This is a genomic window from Enterobacter sp. BIGb0383 (assembly GCF_003751845.1).
In the GTDB taxonomy this organism is placed as follows: Bacteria; Pseudomonadota; Gammaproteobacteria; order Enterobacterales; family Enterobacteriaceae; genus BIGb0383.
Genome location: NZ_RJKQ01000001.1, coordinates 923,601 through 946,067, shown reverse-complemented (window position 1 = coordinate 946,067; position 22,467 = coordinate 923,601). Strand labels below are relative to the sequence as shown.

The 22,467-nt window shown below is 53.7% G+C and carries 22 protein-coding genes; 13 read left to right on the top strand and 9 right to left on the bottom strand.

The window, feature by feature from the left end:
• The first annotated feature begins 378 nt into the window (after positions 1 to 378).
• Together tdk and EDF81_RS04580 are read left to right on the top strand one after the other, a co-directional pair.
• Positions 379 to 996 (top strand): thymidine kinase, encoded by a 618-nt coding sequence (gene tdk / locus EDF81_RS04585; RefSeq protein ID WP_123346667.1) that lies wholly within the window; start codon positions 379 to 381, stop codon positions 994 to 996.
• Positions 997 to 1,014: 18 nt separating this feature from the next.
• The gene (locus EDF81_RS04580; RefSeq protein WP_123346665.1) at positions 1,015 to 1,500 is read left to right on the top strand and encodes a GNAT family N-acetyltransferase; all 486 of its coding nucleotides are present in this window, start codon (positions 1,015 to 1,017) and stop codon (positions 1,498 to 1,500) included.
• A gap of 81 nt (positions 1,501 to 1,581) precedes the next feature.
• Here EDF81_RS04580 and adhE read toward each other — a convergent pair whose 3' ends face one another.
• On the bottom strand, positions 1,582 to 4,263 hold the full coding sequence (adhE, locus tag EDF81_RS04575; protein ID WP_123346663.1) for a bifunctional acetaldehyde-CoA/alcohol dehydrogenase: 2,682 nt from the start codon (positions 4,261 to 4,263) through the stop codon (positions 1,582 to 1,584).
• 463 nt (positions 4,264 to 4,726) lie between these two features.
• On the opposite strand from adhE, the gene EDF81_RS04570 reads away from it, so the two are divergent.
• On the top strand, positions 4,727 to 5,374 hold the full coding sequence (locus tag EDF81_RS04570; protein WP_123347674.1) for a YchE family NAAT transporter: 648 nt from the start codon (positions 4,727 to 4,729) through the stop codon (positions 5,372 to 5,374).
• 284 nt (positions 5,375 to 5,658) lie between these two features.
• On the opposite strand, the gene EDF81_RS04565 is transcribed toward EDF81_RS04570, so the two are convergent.
• On the bottom strand, positions 5,659 to 5,916 hold the full coding sequence (locus tag EDF81_RS04565; RefSeq protein ID WP_185015749.1) for a hypothetical protein: 258 nt from the start codon (positions 5,914 to 5,916) through the stop codon (positions 5,659 to 5,661).
• 238 nt (positions 5,917 to 6,154) lie between these two features.
• Between EDF81_RS04565 and oppA the strand changes: the two genes are divergently transcribed.
• The 5 genes from oppA (at position 6,155) to oppF (ending at position 11,775) form a co-directional block, all read left to right on the top strand.
• A complete protein-coding gene (oppA, locus tag EDF81_RS04560) occupies positions 6,155 to 7,783 on the top strand; it encodes an oligopeptide ABC transporter substrate-binding protein OppA (RefSeq protein WP_123346659.1) in 1,629 nt (542 codons plus the stop codon).
• 139 nt (positions 7,784 to 7,922) lie between these two features.
• On the top strand, positions 7,923 to 8,843 hold the full coding sequence (gene oppB, locus EDF81_RS04555) for an oligopeptide ABC transporter permease OppB (RefSeq protein ID WP_123346657.1): 921 nt from the start codon (positions 7,923 to 7,925) through the stop codon (positions 8,841 to 8,843).
• A 9-nt stretch (positions 8,844 to 8,852) separates the two neighbouring features.
• Positions 8,853 to 9,761 carry an oligopeptide ABC transporter permease OppC gene (gene oppC / locus EDF81_RS04550; protein ID WP_123346655.1) on the top strand — a complete coding sequence of 303 codons (909 nt, stop codon included), beginning with the start codon at positions 8,853 to 8,855 and terminating at the stop codon, positions 9,759 to 9,761.
• An 11-nt stretch (positions 9,762 to 9,772) separates the two neighbouring features.
• On the top strand, positions 9,773 to 10,774 hold the full coding sequence (locus tag EDF81_RS04545) for an ABC transporter ATP-binding protein (RefSeq protein ID WP_123346653.1): 1,002 nt from the start codon (positions 9,773 to 9,775) through the stop codon (positions 10,772 to 10,774).
• A complete protein-coding gene (oppF, locus tag EDF81_RS04540; RefSeq protein WP_123346651.1) occupies positions 10,771 to 11,775 on the top strand; it encodes a murein tripeptide/oligopeptide ABC transporter ATP-binding protein OppF in 1,005 nt (334 codons plus the stop codon). Before EDF81_RS04545 ends, oppF begins: the two co-directional genes overlap by 4 nt.
• A gap of 41 nt (positions 11,776 to 11,816) precedes the next feature.
• Here oppF and EDF81_RS04535 read toward each other — a convergent pair whose 3' ends face one another.
• Both EDF81_RS04535 and cls read right to left on the bottom strand, forming a co-directional pair.
• On the bottom strand, positions 11,817 to 12,146 hold the full coding sequence (locus tag EDF81_RS04535; RefSeq protein ID WP_123346649.1) for an HI1450 family dsDNA-mimic protein: 330 nt from the start codon (positions 12,144 to 12,146) through the stop codon (positions 11,817 to 11,819).
• Positions 12,147 to 12,180: 34 nt separating this feature from the next.
• Positions 12,181 to 13,641 carry a cardiolipin synthase gene (cls, locus tag EDF81_RS04530; protein ID WP_123346647.1) on the bottom strand — a complete coding sequence of 487 codons (1,461 nt, stop codon included), beginning with the start codon at positions 13,639 to 13,641 and terminating at the stop codon, positions 12,181 to 12,183.
• Positions 13,642 to 13,784: 143 nt separating this feature from the next.
• Here cls and EDF81_RS04525 point away from each other — a divergent pair, with 143 nt between their 5' ends.
• A complete protein-coding gene (locus tag EDF81_RS04525; protein WP_123346645.1) occupies positions 13,785 to 13,961 on the top strand; it encodes a YciY family protein in 177 nt (58 codons plus the stop codon).
• 36 nt (positions 13,962 to 13,997) lie between these two features.
• Here EDF81_RS04525 and EDF81_RS04520 read toward each other — a convergent pair whose 3' ends face one another.
• Complete coding sequence (locus EDF81_RS04520) at positions 13,998 to 14,471, bottom strand: N-acetyltransferase (protein WP_123346644.1); 474 nt, start codon at positions 14,469 to 14,471, stop codon at positions 13,998 to 14,000.
• 49 nt (positions 14,472 to 14,520) lie between these two features.
• Positions 14,521 to 14,817 carry a YciI family protein gene (locus EDF81_RS04515; protein WP_123346641.1) on the bottom strand — a complete coding sequence of 99 codons (297 nt, stop codon included), beginning with the start codon at positions 14,815 to 14,817 and terminating at the stop codon, positions 14,521 to 14,523.
• 238 nt (positions 14,818 to 15,055) lie between these two features.
• Here EDF81_RS04515 and tonB point away from each other — a divergent pair, with 238 nt between their 5' ends.
• Positions 15,056 to 15,772 (top strand): TonB system transport protein TonB, encoded by a 717-nt coding sequence (tonB, locus tag EDF81_RS04510; protein WP_123346639.1) that lies wholly within the window; start codon positions 15,056 to 15,058, stop codon positions 15,770 to 15,772.
• Between the two features lie 37 nt (positions 15,773 to 15,809).
• Here the strand turns inward: tonB and EDF81_RS04505 are convergent, their stop codons facing one another.
• Both EDF81_RS04505 and ghoS read right to left on the bottom strand, forming a co-directional pair.
• Positions 15,810 to 16,670: a fructosamine kinase family protein gene (locus EDF81_RS04505; RefSeq protein WP_123346637.1), complete on the bottom strand. Its 861-nt coding sequence runs from the start codon at positions 16,668 to 16,670 to the stop codon at positions 15,810 to 15,812.
• 93 nt (positions 16,671 to 16,763) lie between these two features.
• Positions 16,764 to 17,066 carry a type V toxin-antitoxin system endoribonuclease antitoxin GhoS gene (gene ghoS, locus EDF81_RS04500; protein ID WP_123346635.1) on the bottom strand — a complete coding sequence of 101 codons (303 nt, stop codon included), beginning with the start codon at positions 17,064 to 17,066 and terminating at the stop codon, positions 16,764 to 16,766.
• A 311-nt stretch (positions 17,067 to 17,377) separates the two neighbouring features.
• On the opposite strand from ghoS, the gene EDF81_RS04495 reads away from it, so the two are divergent.
• The gene (locus EDF81_RS04495) at positions 17,378 to 18,136 is read left to right on the top strand and encodes a YdiY family protein (RefSeq protein ID WP_123347673.1); all 759 of its coding nucleotides are present in this window, start codon (positions 17,378 to 17,380) and stop codon (positions 18,134 to 18,136) included.
• 224 nt (positions 18,137 to 18,360) lie between these two features.
• Positions 18,361 to 18,582, top strand: coding sequence for a hypothetical protein (locus EDF81_RS04490; protein ID WP_123346633.1), 222 nt, complete (start codon positions 18,361 to 18,363; stop codon positions 18,580 to 18,582).
• A 178-nt stretch (positions 18,583 to 18,760) separates the two neighbouring features.
• Here EDF81_RS04490 and EDF81_RS04485 read toward each other — a convergent pair whose 3' ends face one another.
• Positions 18,761 to 20,206, bottom strand: a complete 1,446-nt coding sequence (locus EDF81_RS04485; RefSeq protein ID WP_123346631.1) for a flagellin — start codon at positions 20,204 to 20,206, stop codon at positions 18,761 to 18,763.
• Between the two features lie 330 nt (positions 20,207 to 20,536).
• On the opposite strand from EDF81_RS04485, the gene thrS reads away from it, so the two are divergent.
• Positions 20,537 to 22,465: a threonine--tRNA ligase gene (gene thrS / locus EDF81_RS04480; RefSeq protein ID WP_123346628.1), complete on the top strand. Its 1,929-nt coding sequence runs from the start codon at positions 20,537 to 20,539 to the stop codon at positions 22,463 to 22,465.
• The last annotated feature ends 2 nt before the right edge of the window (positions 22,466 to 22,467 follow it).

Below are 22,467 nucleotides of genomic sequence, written 5' to 3'. Positions count from 1 at the left end.
TCACTTCTGATGTGCTGCGTCTTATAGACTGGAATGACCTGTAAACTTAACTCCTTACTCTGCGTGAATTTTTAGCCTCCGGCGAGGGGATAAATCTGGGATGGCTGGATAAATAACAACCTTTACTATTAGCGGTAAAGGCCCTCGGGTGAGACAGATGTAAATAATCATTAACCAGCGTGAAACAGGTATTCATAATGTGATTTAGCCCGCGATTGTCGCCTTTTTTAGCATCGCGTGCGGTGTGCCCAGGCTATTAGCCAGGGGTTAGAAGGCGACAATGCGGGTAAGAAAGGGCGGCGATATCCCGGATGGCATCACAAAATATGCTACAATCGCGCCCGCTAATAATACACTTTGACTGGGGTTATGCGGCCAATGGCACAACTTTACTTTTACTATTCTGCAATGAATGCGGGCAAATCGACGGCGCTGTTGCAGTCCTCCTGGAATTACCAGGAGCGTGGAATGCGCAGCGTGGTATATACAGCGGAAATCGACGATCGCTTTGGTGCCGGGAAGGTAAGTTCGCGAATTGGCCTTTCTTCGCCCGCCAGATTGTATAACCCGCAGACCTCGTTATTCAGTGAGATAAGCGCCGAGAATGCGCGTGAGCGGGTTCACTGTGTCCTCGTCGATGAAAGTCAGTTTCTCACGCGTGAGCAGGTGCATGAATTATCCGAGGTGGTTGATCAGCTTGATATTCCCGTATTGTGCTACGGATTACGCACCGACTTTCGCGGTGAGCTTTTTAGCGGCAGCCAGTATTTACTCGCCTGGTCAGATAAGCTGGTTGAACTGAAAACCATCTGTTTCTGCGGCCGTAAAGCCAGCATGGTGCTGCGTCTCGATCAGGCCGGGCGACCCTATAACGAAGGGGAGCAGGTGGTGATAGGGGGCAATGAGCGCTACGTATCCGTCTGCCGTAAACACTATAAACAGTCTCTGGAAGAAGGGTCGCTCACCGCGATTCAGGACAGCCACTGCCACGACTAATTTACCGGGGGGGAGCGTATGCATCTTCTGTTAGAGAAATTTTCGCCGCAGGACTTTGCTGATTACTTCCGTCTGGTGGGCGATGCTCAGGTGATGGCAATGATCGCCGAACGGGCGATTCCGGTGGATGAAGCAACGCGTGATTACCAGCAGCTGCTGTTAAGCGATGCAGCACATCCTGACGCGGGTTATTTCCGTATTCTCAATGCCGAAAGCGGCGAGTTTATCGGGCTGGGGAAACTGGAGATCGCGGCCGACCGTGAGGATACGGCGGAGCTTGGCTATATGATCCTGCCCGCGTTCTGGGGAAAGGGCATCGCCAGCCAGGTTGCCAGGCTGCTGGTGGCAAAAGCGCATGCTCTGCCGTCCCTGAGACGGCTTGTCGCCATTATCGATCCGGATAACCTGCCGTCCAGAAAGGTGCTGATCAACAACGGCTTCGTTTCACGGGAGTTTAAAACCTTTGATGGGTTGCCTGGAGAAGTGCTTGACCTGACGTGGTAACGCCTGAGGGACTGGACGTAATAAAAAAGGCCTCATCATTGCTGATGAGGCCTTGTGTCTTTATGGGACGTTAATTACGCCTTATTTCTTCGCTTTTTTGTCCGCTTTTACAGCCGCAGCCGGCGCCGCGTCTTTTTTCTCAACCGCAGCGTCACCTTCGCTGAAGGCACGGCCGTAGTAAGTATCCAGCAGAATCTGTTTCAGCTCGGAGATCAGCGGGTAGCGCGGGTTAGCGCCGGTACACTGGTCATCGAATGCATCTTCAGACAGTTTGTCGACGTGGGCCAGGAAGTCAGCTTCCTGCACGCCAGCTTCACGGATAGACTTCGGAATACCCAGTTCAGCTTTAATCTCATCCAGCCAAGCCAGCAGTTTTTCAATTTTCGCCGCGGTACGGTCACCGGCAGCGCTCAGACCGAGGTGGTCGGCGATTTCTGCGTAGCGACGGCGCGCCTGCGGACGGTCGTACTGGCTAAATGCGGTCTGCTTGGTCGGGTTGTCATTCGCGTTATAGCGGATAACGTTGGAGATCAGCAGGGCGTTCGCCAGACCGTGCGGAATGTGGAACTGAGAGCCCAGTTTGTGCGCCATGGAGTGACACACGCCGAGGAAGGCGTTGGCAAACGCGATACCAGCGATGGTCGCTGCACTGTGCACGCGCTCGCGGGCAACCGGGTTTTTCGACCCTTCGTTATAGGACGCCGGCAGGTTTTCTTTCAGCAGTTTCAGAGCCTGCAGCGCCTGGCCGTCAGAGAACTCAGAGGCCAGTACGGAAACGTAGGCTTCAAGGGCGTGGGTTACCGCATCAAGACCGCCGAAGGCACAGAGTGACTTAGGCATATCCATCACCAGGTTGGCATCGACAATCGCCATATCCGGGGTCAGGGCATAGTCAGCCAGCGGGTATTTCTGACCGGTTGCATCGTCGGTCACCACTGCGAACGGGGTCACTTCTGAACCGGTACCGGAGGTGGTGGTTACGGCAATCATTTTTGCCTTCACGCCCATTTTCGGGAACTTGTAGATACGTTTACGGATATCCATAAAGCGCAGCGCCAGTTCTTCGAAGTGGGTTTCCGGGTGTTCGTACATCACCCACATGATTTTGGCTGCATCCATCGGGGAACCGCCGCCCAGGGCGATGATCACGTCAGGCTTGAAGGAGTTTGCCAGCTCTGCACCTTTACGCACAACGGTCAGGGTCGGGTCTGCTTCAACTTCGAAGAACACTTCAGTTTCCACACCGGATGCTTTCAGAACAGAGGTGATCTGGTCGGCATAGCCGTTATTGAACAGGAAACGGTCGGTGACGATGAGCGCACGTTTGTGGCCATCAGTAATCACTTCATCCAGCGCAATCGGCAGTGAGCCGCGGCGGAAGTAGATAGATTTCGGAAGTTTGTGCCACAACATGTTTTCAGCTCGCTTAGCAACGGTTTTCTTGTTGATCAGGTGTTTCGGACCAACGTTTTCAGAGATGGAGTTACCACCCCAGGAACCACAACCCAGCGTCAGGGAAGGTGCGAGTTTGAAGTTATACAGGTCACCGATACCACCCTGAGATGCCGGGGTGTTGATCAGGATACGCGCGGTTTTCATCATCTGACCGAAGTGGGCAACGCGTTCCGGCTGGTTATCCTGGTCAGTGTAGAGGCAGGACGTGTGGCCAATACCGCCCATGGCAACCAGTTTCTCCGCCTTAATAACCGCATCGTCGAAGTCTTTCGCACGGTACATGGCAAGGGTCGGAGAGAGTTTTTCGTGAGCAAACGGCTCGCTTTCATCGACAACCTTCACTTCACCAATCAGGATCTTGGTGGTGGTCGGTACGCTAAAGCCGGCAAGTTCAGCAATTTTGTAGGCTGGCTGGCCCACGATAGCGGCGTTCAGCGCGCCGTTTTTCAGGATAATATCCTGAACGGCCTTCAGCTCTTTACCCTGCAGCAGATAGCCGCCGTGGCTGGCGAAGCGCTCGCGAACGGCGTCGTAAACGGAGTCAACCACGACAACGGACTGCTCGGAAGCGCAGATCACGCCGTTATCAAAGGTTTTGGACATCAGCACGGACGCCACTGCACGTTTAATATCCGCGGTTTCATCAATAACAACCGGGGTGTTACCTGCGCCAACGCCGATAGCGGGTTTGCCGGAGCTATAGGCGGCTTTCACCATGCCCGGGCCACCGGTCGCGAGGATCAGGTTGACATCCGGGTGATGCATCAGCGCGTTGGAAAGCTCAACGGAAGGTTGATCGATCCAGCCGATCAGGTCTTTCGGTGCGCCAGCGGCGATAGCAGCCTGCAGCACGATATCGGCGGCTTTATTGGTCGCGTCTTTCGCTCGCGGGTGCGGGGAGAAGATAATAGCGTTACGGGTTTTCAGGCTGATCAGCGATTTGAAGATAGCCGTAGAAGTCGGGTTAGTGGTTGGAACAATACCGCAGATAATACCGATAGGCTCGGCGATGGTGATAGTACCGAAGGTATGGTCTTCATCCAGGACACCGCAGGTTTTCTCATCCTTATAGGCGTTATAGATGTATTCGGAAGCAAAGTGGTTTTTAATTACCTTATCTTCAACGATACCCATGCCGGATTCGGCGACGGCCATTTTTGCGAGAGGGATACGAGCATCTGCTGCAGCAAGGGCTGCGGCGCGGAAGATTTTATCAACCTGCTCTTGAGTGAAACTGGCATATTCACGCTGGGCTTTCTTGACGCGCTCGACGAGGGCGTTCAGTTCAGCGACGTTAGTAACGGCCATAATACTCTCCTGATAATGTTAAACTTTTTTAGTAAATCATCTGCGCAATACGACAGTATAGACAGAGCGGCAGCAGCCTGTGTAAAGGCATGTAAAACAAAAGCTTACTAACTGCCTGATTCACTGATTTACGAAAAAAGCCTTACCGGAGACACCGTGTAAGCAGAATGTCTGACTCCCCGGGACGTAAATAAGATTACTCACTTCTGAGTATGAATTACGTGATCTATATCAAATTTACGCCAAGCTGACTCCTTTCAGCAGGCCGTTTTAACGCTTATGTAGTAGTTGTTAAAACAGTGAAAAAGAGGCAAGGGAAACATTAGCATAATTTCTACATTTGCATAACACTGTGTATCGTATGCCCTTTTCGCAGAAACAAGGTGAAGAGTGCGGCAAAAACACGTATCTTTTGCGCGGTTTTAACGCAAGCCTTTATATTCTCGCGATAGCGGAGCCCACGGTGATTCTGACGCTTATTGATTTCCCGCTTTACTCTAAGTTTTTTATCGGCCTGTTTGCGCTGGTCAACCCGGTAGGCATTATTCCGGTGTTTATCAGCATGACCAGCTACCAGACGGCAGCGGCAAGAAACAAAACCAACATGACGGCCAGCCTGTCGGTGGCGATTATTTTGTGGTCGTCACTCTTTCTGGGCGACGGCATCCTGCAGATCTTCGGTATTTCAATTGACTCATTCCGTATTGCGGGCGGCATCCTGGTGGTGACCATCGCCATGTCGATGATCAGCGGGAAGCTGGGGGAGGATAAACAGAATAAGCAGGAGAAGTCGGAAAACGCGATTCGCGAAAGCATCGGCGTGGTACCGCTGGCGCTTCCTTTAATGGCGGGGCCGGGGGCAATCAGTTCGACGATTGTCTGGGGCACGCGCTATCACAGCCTTACCCATCTGATCGGTTTCTCGGTGGCGATTGCCGTTTTTGCCTTCTGCTGCTGGGCCGTGTTTCGCCTTGCGCCCTGGCTGGTCAGGTTATTAGGTCAGACGGGAATTAACGTCATTACGCGAATTATGGGGCTGCTGCTGATGGCGCTGGGAATAGAATTTATTGTGACCGGGATCAAAGCGCTGTTTCCGGGGCTGGTCGGTTAACCGACACAGCATATAAGAGAGGCTTTCACATGAAAGCCTCTCTTTGCGTCATTATTAGCAAAACATATAAATAAAGTTGAAATCTGGCGTAAGCATAACAAATTGCACTAATGAGAAAAGGTGTTCAGTTTCAGCCGATTATAAGATTTATGAATTGTTCTCGCGTGTTTTTTAGGCAAAAAAACTGTTATTTCCCTCACATGATACTATTGGGCTTGCCGTAGGATAATTGAAATGATATTAGTATTTTCATACTTCATGTAGATGAATGTGCTAAATAATGATCAGATGTTAAGTTTTTGTGCATGAACGCACGCAAGGCCCTTAGAGCCTGTCGCACGGTAGCGATATCCCTTTATCTTCTTGATTCCTTTAAGTAAATAATGCACTTCAGGGCTGCTGGACTGGGCCTGGATCACGTTTTTTTTTGCAACAAAAGAGAAACGCGTAACAAATTTGCAAATTGTATTGGCGATGGGGAAGGGCATTTGATACTTTCCGGCCTGATAATTTGCAGCATAAAGTACGTAGATGAGAATCATTTTCAAATATAACGCGCTCTACGGCGCGAAATAGTTAACGTCACCGTTGCGGACAGGGTAGCGGTGACCAGAATCGACAGTAAGGCTGCCTCCGACGAGCAGCCGGAAAAGTAAAGTCGGTGATAGCAGGTAGTAAACAATCTGACAGCGCCAAAATCTCCTGCGCTGTACAGAACCCCAAAGGGTATTAAACAGCCGATCGCAGATCGGTAATTATAATGAGTGGAGTATCAACACAATGTCCATCATCACAAAGAAAAGCCTGATTGCAGCGGGCGTATTCGCAGCGCTAATCGCTGGCAGCGCCATTGCCGCAGACGTTCCTGCTGGTGTTCAGCTGGCTGAAAACCAGACTCTGGTCCGTAACAACGGTTCAGAAGTTCAGTCTCTGGATCCGCATAAAATTGAAGGCGTGCCAGAGTCCAACATCAGCCGCGATCTGTTTGAAGGTCTGCTGGTGAGCGATCTCCAGGGCCATCCGAGCGCCGGTGTTGCTGAGAAGTGGGAAAACAAAGATTTTAAAGTCTGGACCTTCCATCTGCGTAAAAACGCGAAATGGTCCGACGGTACGCCGGTTACGGCGCACGACTTCGTCTATAGCTGGCAGCGTCTGGCGGATCCGAATACCGCATCGCCATACTCCAGCTATCTGCAATATGGCCATATCGCCAATATTGATGACATTATTACCGGTAAAAAACCGACCAGCGAACTGGGCGTTAAAGCGCTGGATGACAACACCTTCGAAGTCACTCTGAGCGAGCCGGTTCCTTATTTCTACAAGCTGCTGACTCACCCGTCCGTTTCTCCGGTGCCTAAAGCAACCGTAGAGAAATTCGGCGACAAATGGACTCAGCCAGCAAACATCGTCACCAACGGTGCTTACAAACTGAAAAACTGGGTGGTGAACGAGCGCATCGTGCTTGAGCGCAACACCAACTACTGGGATAACGAAAAAACCGTTATCAATCAGGTAACCTACCTGCCGATCTCCTCTGAAGTGACTGACGTAAACCGCTACCGCAGCGGCGAAATCGACATGACCTATAACAACATGCCGATTGAACTGTTCCAGAAACTGAAAAAAGAGATCCCGAACGAAGTTCGCGTTGACCCGTATCTGTGCACCTACTACTACGAAATCAACAACCAGAAGCCGCCGTTTAACGACGTGCGCGTACGTACCGCGCTGAAACTGGCTCTGGATCGCGACATCATCGTGAATAAAGTGAAAAACCAGGGCGACCTGCCTGCCTGGAGCTACACCCCGCCGTATACCGACGGTGCAAAACTGGTTGAGCCGGAGTGGGCGAAACTGACCCAGGAACAGCGTAACGCCGAAGCGAAAAAACTGCTGGCTGAAGCGGGCTTTACCGCGGACAAACCGCTCTCCTTCAGCCTGCTGTACAACACTTCTGACCTGCACAAGAAGCTGGCCATCGCCGTTTCTTCCATCTGGAAGAAAAACCTCGGTGCCAACGTCAAGCTGGAAAACCAGGAGTGGAAAACCTTCCTCGATACCCGTCATCAGGGTAACTTCGACGTTTCCCGTGCCGGCTGGTGTGCTGACTACAACGAACCGACTTCGTTCCTGAACACCATGCTGTCCGACAGCTCGAACAATACCGCGCACTATAAGAGCGAGGCCTTCGACAAGCTGGTCAACGACACGCTGAAAGTGACCGACGACGCAGCGCGCGCCGAGCTCTATTCCAAAGCTGAACAGCAGCTGGATAAAGACTCCGCCATCGTGCCGGTCTACCACTACGTGAACGCCCGTCTGGTGAAACCGTGGGTCGGTGGCTACACCGGTAAAGACCCGCTGGATAACATCTACGTTAAGAACTTGTATATTATCAAGCACTAATGGCAATACGTGGGGCAAGATTCGTCTTGCCCCACTGTGTCTTTTTTTCGTCGCACTAATTGGCACTGAATGACGCGAGCGGCGCTTGATAGCGCGCAGCAGAATCAGTGTTGAAGGCACAAGCCAGAAGGTACGGGCAATGTTGAAATTTATCCTGCGTCGCTGTCTGGAAGCGATACCGACGTTATTTATCCTTATTACTATCTCATTCTTTATGATGCGCCTTGCGCCGGGAAGTCCTTTCACCGGGGAACGCGCATTGCCGCCGGAAGTTCTGGCCAATATCGAAGCCAAATATCACCTGAACGATCCTGTGATGACCCAGTACTTCAGCTACCTGAAACAGCTGGCGCACGGGGATTTCGGGCCGTCGTTTAAATATAAAGATTATACGGTGAACGATCTGGTGGCATCGAGCTTCCCGGTTTCCGCAAAACTGGGTGCGGCTGCCTTCCTGCTGGCGCTGATTGTCGGCGTAAGCGCAGGCGTTATTGCCGCGCTGAAGCAAAATACCCGCTGGGACTACACGGTAATGGGCTTTGCCATGACCGGGGTGGTGATACCCAGTTTCGTGGTGGCACCGCTGCTGGTGATGGTCTTCGCCATTACCCTCAAATGGCTGCCCGGAGGCGGGTGGAACGGCGGCGCACCGAAATATATGATTCTGCCGATGGTGGCGCTGTCGCTGGCCTATATCGCCAGTATCGCGCGTATTACCCGTGGCTCGATGATTGAAGTTCTGCACTCCAACTTTATTCGTACCGCCAAAGCCAAAGGGCTGCCGATGCGGCGGATTATTCTGCGCCATGCGCTGAAGCCTGCGCTGCTGCCGGTACTCTCTTATTTAGGTCCTGCCTTCGTCGGTATTATTACCGGTTCGATGGTGATCGAGACCATCTACGGTCTGCCTGGCATCGGTCAGCTGTTTGTTAACGGTGCGCTGAACCGTGACTACTCGCTGGTACTGAGCCTGACCATTCTGGTCGGCACCCTGACTATTGTTTTCAACGCGATTGTTGACGTGCTCTACGCCGTTATCGATCCGAAAATTCGTTACTGATGGAGCGCCATAATGTTAAGTAAGAAAAACAGCGAGGCGCTGGAAAACTTCAGTGAGAAACTGGAAGTTGAAGGTCGTAGCCTTTGGCAGGACGCGCGTCGTCGCTTTATGCACAACCGTGCGGCGGTGGCGAGCCTGGTGGTGCTGACGCTGATTGCGCTCTTTGTTACCTTTGCACCGGTGCTGTCGCAGTTTACCTATTTCGATACCGACTGGGGCATGATGTCCAGCCCGCCGGATATGGAATCCGGTCACTACTTCGGTACCGACTCCTCCGGGCGTGACCTGCTGGTGCGCGTGGCGATTGGCGGACGTATTTCGCTGATGGTCGGTATTGCTGCTGCGCTGGTGGCGGTGATCCTCGGGACGCTGTACGGCTCACTTTCCGGCTATCTGGGCGGTAAAGTGGACTCGGTAATGATGCGTCTGCTGGAGATCCTCAACTCCTTCCCGTTTATGTTCTTCGTGATCCTGCTGGTCACCTTCTTTGGTCAGAATATTTTGCTGATCTTTGTGGCTATCGGCATGGTTTCCTGGCTGGATATGGCGCGTATTGTGCGCGGCCAGACTCTGAGCCTGAAGCGTAAAGAGTTTATTGAAGCGGCACAGGTCGGCGGCGTCTCGACGAAAAATATCGTTGTGCGTCACATCGTACCGAACGTGCTGGGCGTGGTGGTGGTGTATGCCTCGCTGCTGGTGCCGAGCATGATCCTGTTCGAATCCTTCTTAAGCTTCCTCGGTCTGGGAACCCAGGAGCCGCTGAGCTCATGGGGCGCGCTGCTGAGCGACGGTGCCAACTCGATGGAAGTTTCCCCCTGGCTGTTGATGTTCCCGGCAGCACTGCTGGTGGTGACCCTGTTCTGTTTCAACTTTATCGGCGATGGCCTGCGTGATGCCCTCGACCCGAAAGATCGTTAAGGAGTGCCGCTATGAGCATTATTGAAACCTCGACGGCGCCTCGCAGCGATCTGCTGCTGGACGTAAAAGATCTGCGTGTGACCTTCCAGACGCCGGACGGCGACGTAACCGCCGTTAACGACCTGAACTTCAGCCTGCGCGCCGGGGAAACCTTAGGGATTGTGGGTGAGTCCGGCTCGGGTAAATCCCAGACCGCATTTGCCCTGATGGGCCTGCTGGCCGCTAACGGCCGCATCGGCGGCTCCGCGACCTTCAACGGTCGGGAGATCCTCAACCTGCCTGAGAAAGAGCTGAATAAGCTGCGCGCTGAGCAGATCTCGATGATCTTCCAGGACCCGATGACCTCCCTGAACCCCTATATGCGGGTTGACGAGCAGCTGATGGAAGTGTTGATGCTGCATAAAGGAATGGGCAAGGCCGAAGCGTTTGAAGAGTCGGTGAAAATGTTGGATGCGGTGAAAATGCCGGAAGCGCGTAAGCGCATGAAAATGTATCCTCATGAATTCTCCGGCGGGATGCGTCAGCGCGTGATGATCGCCATGGCGCTGATGTGCAAGCCGAAATTGCTGATTGCCGATGAACCGACCACCGCGCTCGACGTGACCGTACAGGCGCAGATCATGACGCTGCTCAACGAGCTGAAGCGTGAATTTAACACCGCGATTATTATGATTACCCACGACCTCGGCGTGGTGGCGGGTATCTGTGACAAGGTGCTGGTGATGTACGCCGGGCGGACCATGGAATATGGCCATGCGCGTGATGTCTTCTATCAGCCCGCGCATCCGTATTCCATCGGCCTGCTGAATGCGGTACCGCGTCTGGATGCGGAAGGCGAGTCCCTGTTAACCATTCCGGGCAACCCGCCGAACCTGCTGCGTCTGCCGAAGGGCTGTCCCTTCCAGCCTCGCTGCCCGCATGCGATGGATATCTGTAACAGCGCTCCACCGCTGGAAACCTTTGCACCGGGCCGTATGCGCGCCTGCTTTAAGTCGGTGGAGGAGCTGGTATGAACGCCATGACCGAAGAGAAAAAAGTCTTACTCGAAATTGCCGATCTGAAAGTGCATTTCGACATTAAAGACGGCAAACAGTGGTTCTGGCAGCCGCCGAAAACCCTGAAGGCCGTCGATGGCGTTACCCTGCGCCTTTATGAAGGCGAAACCCTGGGCGTGGTCGGTGAATCCGGCTGCGGCAAATCGACCTTTGCCCGTGCGATTATCGGACTGGTGAAAGCGACCGACGGCAAAGTGGCCTGGCTGGGCAACGATCTGCTGGGGATGAAGCCCGCGGAGTGGCGTGCGGTGCGTAGCGATATCCAGATGATTTTCCAGGATCCGCTGGCGTCTCTTAACCCGCGCATGACCATCGGGGAAATCATTGCTGAGCCGCTGCGGACCTACCATCCGAAAATGCCGCGTCAGGAAGTGCGTGACAAGGTGAAGGCGATGATGATGAAGGTTGGCCTGCTGCCGAACCTGATCAACCGCTACCCGCATGAGTTCTCCGGCGGCCAGTGTCAGCGTATCGGTATTGCCCGTGCGCTGATCCTTGAGCCGAAGCTGATTATCTGTGACGAACCGGTGTCGGCGCTTGATGTGTCGATTCAGGCGCAGGTGGTTAACCTCCTGCAGAAACTGCAGCGTGAAATGGGGCTGTCGCTGATCTTTATCGCCCACGACCTGGCGGTAGTGAAACACATCTCCGATCGCGTGCTGGTCATGTATCTCGGCCATGCCGTGGAGTTGGGCACCTATGATGAGGTGTACAACAATCCGCTGCATCCTTACACCAAAGCGCTGATGTCTGCGGTGCCGGTGCCCGACCCGGATATGGAGAAGAATAAAACGATCCAGCTGCTGGAAGGGGAACTGCCGTCGCCGATTAACCCGCCGTCAGGCTGCGTGTTCCGTACCCGCTGCCCGATTGCCGGGCCGGAGTGTGCGAAGACGCGTCCGGTGCTGGAGGGTAGCTTCCGTCACGCGGTCTCCTGCCTGAAGGTAGACCCGCTGTAAATAAAAAGGGCTGACGCGATGTCAGCCCTTTTTTTCTGCGCTTATTCGCGCCAGAGAATATGGCAAAGCTTGTGATCTTTTTCGCGGCACAGCAGCACGCGGGCGAAAATATCGTTAATTTCGCCGTCCTCAGAATCCGCCAGGCCAATCACCACCTCGGCGAAAAAGTCCGGGTTCAGATCGTAATCCACATGCTCCTGCCAGTCTTCCGCCGGATCAAACAGCTCGGCGCCGCCGCGCTCCTCAAACTGTAAGTTGAACAGAATAATGTCTGCCGGGTCGAGATTATCCACCGCCAGCTCAAGAAAAATATCGTAAGCCTGTTCCAGCGTTTCGTCTTCGGTAAGGCGATTATTTAAATCCATATCCATGATAGCGACCTGTTGACTGTCTAATGGGCACGTTTTACAGCAATGGACTAAAGAAGTAAAACAGTCGCTCGGCGAAACGGTGCCACAGCGGACGTTTTACCCACAGCCGGGCATCGAGTAAACGTGAACGCGAAATATAGTCATCCTGAACCGCGGCCAGATCGCCGCCGAAGCCGATATCGTCGATGACCAGGGTGATCTCCAGATTCAGCCACAGGCTGCGCATATCGAGGTTGACGGTGCCGACCAGGCTCAGCTCACCGTCGACCAGCACGCTTTTGGTGTGCAGCAGTCCACCTTCAAACTGGTAGATTTTAACCCCGGCGGCCAGCAGTTCGCCAAAGAACGCCCGGCTTGCCCAGCCCACCAGAACGGAATCATTTTTGCGCGGCAGGATGATACTGACGTCAACCCCGCGCTGGGCCGCGGTGCAGATCGCATGCAGCAGATTATCGCTCGGCACAAAGTAGGGCGTGGTCATGATCAGGTATTCGCGGGCGGAATACGCCGCGGTGAGCAGCGCCTGATGAATCAGATCCTCCGGGAAACCCGGCCCTGAGGCAATCGTATGGATGGTGTGCCCGTTAGCCTCTTCGAACGGCATAATATTGGCGTCCGGCGGCGGGGGAAGAATGCGTTTACCGGTTTCGATTTCCCAGTCGCAGGAGTACACAATCCCCATTGCGGTAGAGACCGGACCTTCCATACGGGCCATCAAATCCACCCACTGGCCGACGCCCGCATCCTGTTTGAAAAAGCGTGGGTCGACCATATTCATGCTGCCGGTGTAGGCAATATAGTTATCGATCATCACCATTTTACGGTGCTGGCGCAGATCCATCCGGCGCAGAAAGACACGCATCAGATTGACCTTCAGCGCCTCAACCACTTCGATCCCGGCATTGCGCATCATAGTAGGCCAGGGGCTGCGGAAGAACGCGACGCTGCCTGCGGAATCGAGCATCAACCGACAGTGGATACCGCGACGCGCCGCCGCCATCAGGGACTCGGCCACCTGGTCGGCCATACCGCCGGGCTGCCAGATATAAAACACCATCTCAATATTGTGGCGCGCCAGCTGGATATCGCGGATCAGCGCATTCATCACATCATCAGACGTGGTCAGCAGCTGTAGCTGGTTGCCTTTTACTCCGGCAATGCCCTGACGGTTTTCACACAGGCGAAACAGGGAGGAGGCAACGGTACTGTTCTCTTCGGCAAAAATATGTTTGCAGGCTTTCAGGTCGTGCAGCCATTTCGCGGTCGAGGGCCACATCGCACGGGCGCGATCCGCCCGGCGCTTGCCGAGGTGCAGCTCGCCAAAGGAGAGGTAAGCGATAATCCCGACCAGCGGCAGAATATAGATAATCAGCAGCCAGGCCATGGCAGAAGGGACGGCGCGGCGTTTCATCAGGATCCGCAACGTCACGCCGGCGATCAGCAGCCAGTATCCCAGAATGATCAGCCAACTCACTACCGTGTAGAAGGTGGTCATAGTCAAAAAAATCCTTTTGAAAGCGTATTGTTAAGAGTGTACGCGACCTCAAACGTCTGGCAAATAAAAACGGCGGTGAAACCGCTGGTCAGGCATCGGCAAGGGTCTATAATGGTGGCTCTGTTAGCCTGAGAGTTGTCGACATGAAGCGTAGTAGAATGGAAGTGGGGCGCTGGCGGATGCTGCGCCAGGTCGGGCGCCGTAAATCCCGCTGGCTGGAAGCGCAGTCGCGTCGCAATATCCGCATCCACTCAATCAGGAAGCGTCTGCTCAGCCGCCATCGTCATTCGCTGCTGTTTATTGCCAGCTACGAAGCCTGATTGCCATAAGGCACCGTTCGCGGTGCCTTCTGTTTTTCAGGTCCGGTTTCCCAGCAGTTTATTCATATTAATGCCGGTGACCTCAAAACCACTCGCCTCATAGACATGTCTGGCCCGCTGATTACCGGCGGCTACCCGCAGTTTGAGCTGGGTAAATCCTTCCTCTTCCAGCTTTTCTTCCAGATGCTTCATGGCCTTGCTGCCCAGGCCCTGACCGCGAAACGCCGGGAAAAGATAGAAATCATTAATATAAGCCGACATTAACTGCAGATCGGGTTTGTACCACAGATAGCCAATATGCTGTGCGTCATCCTGGATAATGCACAGCAGCACCTGTTCTGCCGTACTCTCCCGGTCAGGGAAGCTGGATTCGAGATCGCGTCTGGCCTGCAGAAGGGCATCGGCTTCGCTGAGGCGATAATTAACGGCTATTTCCTCGGCGTAGTCGGCAATAAAGTAATCGGCAAAGGCGGCGAACTCGTGGTGCTGGACGGGGCGGAATGAAATCATTTCACTTCCTTGTTAATTGGCGCATCGGGGATGCGCCGTTCTTGCAGACTTAAAAGACTTTTTTAAACGGTTTGACGGAGACGGTTTGATAAACGCCCGCGGCCACGTAAGGATCGGCCTCCGCCCAGGCTTTGGCTGCCTCAAGGGATTCAAACTCGGCGATCACCGTTGAACCGGTAAAACCGGCGGCGCCGGGATCGTTGCTGTCCACGGCAGGCATCGGACCCGCGGTGAGCAGACGGCCTTCATCCTGCAGCAGCTGCAGACGGGCGAGGTGAGCGGGGCGCACCGACAGGCGTTTTTCCATCGAGTCGGCAATATCTTCAGCATAAATGACATACAGCACGGGACAGCTCCTTATCGATAATCTGTGGTTTACGGTATGTGAAAGCCACAGGGACTGCAATGTAAAGATGACCTGTGCTGATGGAAAAGTCAGCGGCTGCGGTATCCGGTTTTAGGCCAGTGGGCATCAAAGTATTTTCCTGGGCGACGCATGGTGATACACTCATCGCAAATGATTCTCAATTAGACATAGACGTAGAAAATGTATGGCCGATGCTGCGATGCCAAATAGTGCTTCCATGACTCTGGATTTTCCCCGCCGCTTTCCGTGGCCGACGACGCTCCTTTCCGTACTGATCCACGGTGCGGTGGTGGCGGGTCTGTTATATACCTCTGTCTATCAGACTGTTGAACAGCCTGCCCCCTCCCAGCCGATTTCGATAACGATGGTGGCGCCTGAGGTGCTGGAACCTCCTCAGCCTGCGCCTCAGCCGGTCGTGGAGCCTGAGCCAGAACCCGAGCCCGAGCCAGAACCGATTCCGGAACCGCCGAAAGAGGCACCGGTGGTTATCGAGAAGCCGAAACCCAAGCCAAAACCGAAGCCGAAACCGGTGAAAAAGGTGGAACAGCCGAAGCGCGACGTGCCTCCGGCGGAGCCGCGTACTGCCCCGGTGACCAGCACCGCGCCGGTCAAACCGTCAAATACGCCGCCGTCGGCGAGCACTCAGCCGGTGGCTAACGTGCCGGCCGGGCCGCGTGCGTTAAGCCGTAACCAGCCGCAGTATCCGGCGCGCGCTCAGGCGCTGCGTATCGAAGGGCGCGTGCGGGTGAAATTTGACGTGACGGCAGACGGTCGGGTGGAAAACGTGGAAGTGCTTTCCGCGCAGCCGAGCAATATGTTTGAGCGTGAAGTGAAAGCCGCCATGCGTAAATGGCGTTATGAATCGGGCAAGCCGGGCAACGGCATGATCGTGAATATTGTCTTCCGCCTGGACGGCGGGGCGCGAATGGAATAACGCCCGCCTTATCGTGCACGCATAGCCCCTTCGGGGGCTATGCCGCCAGCACCTTCTCCAGCGCTTTCTGCGCTCTGACCAGATGTTGTCCCCCGAACAAAATCGCCCGATTGAACAGCGTATAGAGCTGATAAACAGGCTGACGCTCAAGGAAGCCCGACGGCAGCGGCGATACGGATTGATAGCCATCGTAAATCTGCGGCGGTTTATCCGGATGAAGCGGCAGCATCGCCAGGTCACATTCGCGATCTCCCCAGTAGCAGGCAGGATCGAAGATATAGGGGCCGTCTGGCCCCAGCGCGCAATTGTCTGACCAGAGATCGCCGTGAAGCAGGGAAGGCTGGGGCTGATGCGAGGCCAGCCGCTGCTGAATATGCTCGACGATGGCGTCGATATTGCCGAACTCCAGCCCTCTTTCTGCCGCCAGCTCCAGCTGCCAGCCGATGCGCTGCTCGGCAAAAAACGTGGCCCACCGCCGTTGCCAGGCATTGGGCTGCGGCGTCGTGGAGAGGTCGTTGTCAAAATCGAGACCAAACTGCGGCTGGTCACACCATTCATGCAGCCTGGCCAACTGCTGGCCCAGCAGAAACGCGTTGTGGGCATCCAGCGGTCGGGGAGGGAGATAATCCATCACCAGGAAGCTGTAGTCGCGATCGCTGCCCAGCGCCCATACGTGCGGCACGCTGACGGTATTGCTGCGCGACAGCAGTTCGAGCTGATCGGCCTCGGCGGTAAATATCGGCAGCAGTTCGCGTTCATCGCACTTCACAAAAAAATCGCGACCCGCGTAGCGCAGATGCCACGCGGCGTGTATTTCACCGCCCGGTAGCTCATTACGTAGCTCAATTTCACCTTCACCGAGCTGCTCATTTAACAGACGACCGATCGCTTGCCACATGATGATTCCCTCAGTTTTCTACCGGATCATAAGGTTAACGCAAGAATACGGTGAAATAACAGGCGGTGACGCACAACTGTGAAGCATAACGCCTTATTGCTGCGCCTTGCGCTGCGCGTCAAGCCAGGCTTCAAAGGTGGTGACCGTCACGGTGGGCCTCTCACCCAGCGCACTTTCCGCCAGTCCGGCGGCCAGTTCTTCAACCTGCTCCTGCGTCTGGGCAGAAACCAGGCCGAAAGTATTGGTGCCGAGCTCGTGCACTTTGCCTTCGTCATCGCTCAGGGTGAGCGTAAAAGCCGCCCGGGTAAGATGGTTATTCAGTTCGTTAATATCGGTTAACGAGTTTTCCTGAAAGTCGACTTCGATAACATAGCGTGTAATATCGCCGTTGCTCATGATCACCTCGTTGTTGATTTTTCCAGCATCATTGCCGTTGTGCTTAAAAGCCTGGCAGTCCGCTGCCGATAAATAAAGTCACCATCAGCAATATTTTCAATTATTTAATTTTTCCCTGGTGATGCTAAGGCTTTGAATGAAAGCCGGTTTTGGGATCGTTCCGATTCAAAAAATTAGATAAGAATTCATTGCTATGTTTATAAGCTCTTTTTATAATTTGTTACCTTTCTCTGGAACGTTCCTCATTGATCCTCATGAAAGTTTCCGGGACCGTGATGGTCTCTTTTTTTGTTGTACGGACTCTGAATAAAATGAAGCTTTTGAAGACAGTACCCGCAGCGATGATGCTGGCGGGGGGCATGTTTGCGTCAATGAACGCGGCCGCTGATAACAACGTTTTTACTGTCATGGACGATCCATCAACCGCGAAACATCCGTTTGAAGGTAATGTAAACGGCGGTTACCTGGCCCAGTCGGGCAACACAAAAAGTTCCTCTTTAACGGCTGACAGCACCCTGACCTGGTACGGTAACACCACCGCCTGGTCACTGTGGGGCACCGCAAGCAATACCTCCTCTAACGATGAGCGTTCTTCGGAAAAATACTCGGTGGGTGGGCGTACGCGTTACAACCTGACCGATATGAATTACCTGTTTGGCCAGGCCAGCTGGTTAACCGACCGCTACAACGGTTACCATCAGCGTGACGTGGGGACCGTCGGTTACGGTCGTCAGTTCCTGAACGGTCCGGTACACAGCCTGCGTTTTGAATTCGGTCCGGGCGTTCGTTACGACGAATACACCGATGGCGATACCAATACCCAGATCCTGGGTTACGCTTCCGGTGCCTATGCCTGGCAGATGACCGATACGACCAAATTTACGCAGGGCGTATCCGTCTTTGGTTCCGATGACACCACCTTCAACTCAGAAACCGCGCTTGAAGTGGCGATCAACGATCACTTCGGTCTGAAAGTGGCGTACAACCTGACCTGGAACTCTGAGCCACCGGCATCGGCACCTTCGCATACCGACCGCCGCACCAGTATTTCCCTCGGCTACAAAATGTAATTCCCGCAGGCCGGTTTATACCGGCCTGTTTCTTTTTTGCGAAAAATGCGTTTCCCCTCCTATTTTTCTCCATAATTCCGCTGACTTGTTTCAGGTTCAATATATTTGACACGATTTGATAAATAAATTGACTATGCATAAGTGTGAGCTGGATCTACAATTGTTGTACGGCAATTTATATTGCTTTCGGTTTGAATGATTTAATCCAGTATGAGTAAAACATCATGAAAAATATTAAAATCGCTACCGCGGCGGTCGTCCTGTCGGCTCTGTCCTTCGGCGTCTTTGCTGCTACACCTGCAAGCAATACTATCAATCAATCCACGGCCAGCCACGTAACGACCGTCGAAGCCGGGTCTAACATCGCGCCTGGCGCGCAGTCCACCGGTCGCTCTACGGATGACGCGTTTAACGTACACACTCTGGTTGCCGGCGAATGGTATTGATAGTTTCAATACTTAAACGCTTGATAATTATTGTGTGAATAAAAACCGGGTTGTGTTGTACCGGTTTTTTTATATTTGTAAATCTGTCTGAAGAATTGTTTTTTTATTATTGCGTGCTGCATGTATTTGCAAAACGTGCGGTTTTATTTCGCCGAAAATAAATCCCCCTGAAGTGCAATTAGTTACGTAACAAGGTCAGTACGGTCTCCGGGATCTGCTGGGCGACTTTAAGCACCGCCACCTGACTTTGCTGTAAAATTTGCGCTTTGATCTGCTGACTGGCCTCAAGGGCGTAATCTGCATCATTGATTCGACTGCGTGCCGCCTGACTGGCAAGATTCTGCTGCGCCAGCGTCGATTTTCCGGATTCAAAACGATTGATCCAGGCACCGTACTGCGACCGGTAGCCGCTCACCGTTTCCAGGGCGTTATCCAGCGCCGTGAGCGATGTGCGGGCGCTGCTCTGCGTCAGCATACTGGTGTTACTGAGGCCAAGGGTGATGATATCCGTCGGCGTGGGCTCCAGGGTCACCGACTGTACGGGTTCACCGTAGTTTGCCTGGGTGATGATATCAACAGGGTTACTCTGTATGGGCGGCGTGTCCGGCTGAATTGTCGGGGCAGGAAGATCCCCCCAGGTCAGATTGCTGGTAAATGACCCGCTACCGACCACCATCACGATCAAATCCTCGGTCACATTATCGATACGAATGCGCTCAAGGCGGTTGCTTCCATTGCTGCCATCGTTAAACGCGCGTCCCTCTTCGTAGCGATCGCCATCGCCGCTGTAGGTGATGGTCATCCCGTTAAAGTTCAGCGTTTCGCTGCCGTTCAGCGCCCACGTCGCGCCGCCCTCAATCAGGTCGGTATCATCATAGGCTGCACCGGGCGCAAAGCCGTTGGCTTCGCTGAACAAACGGGCATTTGCTCTGGCACTATCGGTTATGCCCCTGCTGGTCCAGGTATAATCGGGATCGCTGCCGTTTATCGGCGTACCCGCAAGATGTTTACCGTCGCGGGTAAAGATCTGCAGGTCGTCGTCCAGCCCCAGTGAATCGATGGTGATAGTGATATCGCGGCCCCCGGCAGGGAGGTATGCCAGCGGAATAATCCCCGAGCTGAAGGAGTAGTTATTACCCTGAATCGGGAACTTCACGTTAATGGGGGCCACATCGCCCAGCTTCACCGGCGGCAGGACCGGGTTATTCGTTGCCAGAGGAAATTGACCGAAAATCTGGGTGCCTTCTGAGATATCCATAATGGCCGCCAGGATATGCTGATACTCGGCGTCGACGCTGCGGCGATCCGATTCAGAGAGCGTATCGGTGGCGGATTGTACGGCAAGGCTTTTGGCGCGAATAAGCAGTTCACTCACGCTGCCCAGACTGCCTTCCGCCGTTTGCGCCAGGCTGATTGCGTCATCCAGCCCGCGTGACACCACGCTATCGGCGTTGATGTTGGCCGTCATGCGGTTGGTAATCCCGAGACCTGCCGCATCATCTTTGGCACTGTTAATACGTAAGCCTGAAGAGAGACGCTCGATAGATTGCTCAAGCGCCGAGCGAGTGCTTCCTGCAGCCTTAAGGGCTGTCCCGGCAAGGGCATTGTGATTAATCGCTAGCATCTGGGATCAAGGCCATTCTGTCCATGTGGAATATCGGGTATCGGCAGGGAAGCAGTTAACTTTATCGCAAATTTTATCTTCGGCGCGCTTACGGGGGAGTAGGCCTGAAACTCACTGATTCTTTTCATCCTTTTATGTGGCTGCAATGGCGTGTAGAATTACCGGGCGTTATTGCCAGGCCCGGGTGGGTACACAGAGGATGTTGTACATCCTGCTGTACAGAGTTTGCAGAGTGAAGCAAATAAACGCCTCTGGCCTGTTGATATAAATACACTTTTTAATTTTGTATGTGCTCTTTCGTGTGGGGCACCACTGCAATAAGGAAATTTCATGCCTGTAATTACTCTTCCTGATGGCAGCCAACGCCATTTTGATCACGCCGTCTCCCCGATGGATGTCGCGCTGGATATCGGTCCGGGTCTGGCGAAAGCCTGTATCGCTGGCCGTGTAAACGGTGAGCTGGTGGACGCCTCCGATATTATCGAGAGCGACGCGCAGCTGGCGATTATCACCGCCAAAGACGACGACGGTCTGGAAATCATCCGTCACTCCTGTGCGCACCTGTTAGGTCATGCGATCAAACAGCTGTGGCCGGGCACCAAAATGGCGATTGGTCCGGTTATCGATAACGGCTTCTACTACGATATCGACATTGACCGCACGCTGACCCAGGAAGATATCGACGCGCTCGAAAAACGTATGCACGAGCTTGCCGAAACCAACTACGACGTCATCAAGAAGAAAGTGAGCTGGCACGAAGCGCGTGAAACCTTCGTGAAGCGCGGTGAAACCTATAAAGTTTCTATTCTTGACGAAAATATTGCCCATGATGACAAGCCGGGTCTTTATCATCATGAAGAATACGTCGATATGTGCCGTGGTCCGCACGTGCCGAATATGCGTTTCTGCCATCACTTCAAACTGATGAAAATCGCCGGCGCCTACTGGCGTGGCGACAGCAACAATAAGATGCTGCAGCGTATTTACGGTACTGCCTGGGCGGATAAAAAAGCCCTTAACGCCTATCTGCTGCGTCTGGAAGAAGCGGCGAAGCGTGACCACCGTAAAATCGGCAAACAGCTTGACCTGTACCATATGCAGGAAGAAGCACCGGGGATGGTTTTCTGGCATAATGACGGCTGGACTATCTTCCGCGAGCTGGAAACCTTCGTGCGTTCCAAGCTGAAAGAGTACCAGTATCAGGAAGTGAAAGGCCCGTTCATGATGGACCGCGTGCTGTGGGAAAAAACCGGGCACTGGGACAACTACAAGGATGCGATGTTCACCACCTCTTCTGAGAACCGTGAATACTGCATCAAACCGATGAACTGCCCGGGTCACGTGCAGATCTTCAACCAGGGTCTGAAATCCTATCGCGATCTGCCCCTGCGTATGGCCGAGTTCGGCAGCTGCCACCGCAACGAGCCTTCGGGCGCGCTGCACGGTCTGATGCGCGTACGTGGCTTTACTCAGGATGACGCGCATATCTTCTGTACCGACGAGCAGGTGCGTGACGAGGTTAACGCCTGTATCCGTATGGTCTATGATATGTATAGTACTTTTGGCTTCGAGAAGATCGTCGTCAAACTGTCTACCCGTCCGGAAAAGCGTATCGGCAGCGATGAGATGTGGGATCGCGCGGAAGCTGACCTGGCGGTAGCGCTGGAAGAGAACAACATCCCGTTTGAGTATCAACTGGGTGAGGGCGCATTCTACGGCCCGAAAATTGAATTTACCCTGTATGACTGCCTCGATCGTGCATGGCAGTGCGGAACGGTACAGCTGGACTTCTCTCTGCCGCAGCGTTTAAACGCCTCTTATGTGGGTGAAAGCAACGAGCGTCAGGTGCCGGTGATGATTCACCGTGCAATCCTCGGGTCGCTGGAGCGCTTTATCGGTATTCTGACCGAAGAGTTCGCCGGTTTCTTCCCAACCTGGATTGCGCCGGTGCAGGTCGTGGTGATGAATATCACCGATTCTCAGGCCGATTACGTTAACGAATTGACCCGTAAACTGCAAAATGCTGGCATTCGTGTAAAAGCAGACTTGAGAAATGAGAAGATTGGCTTTAAAATCCGCGAGCACACTTTACGTCGTGTCCCTTATATGTTGGTTTGTGGTGATAAAGAGGTGGAAGCAGGCAAAGTTGCCGTTCGCACCCGCCGCGGTAAAGACCTCGGGAGCATGGGCGTAGAGGAAGTGATTGAGAAGCTGCTACAAGAGATCCGTAGCCGCAGTCTTCAACAACTGGAGGAATAAGG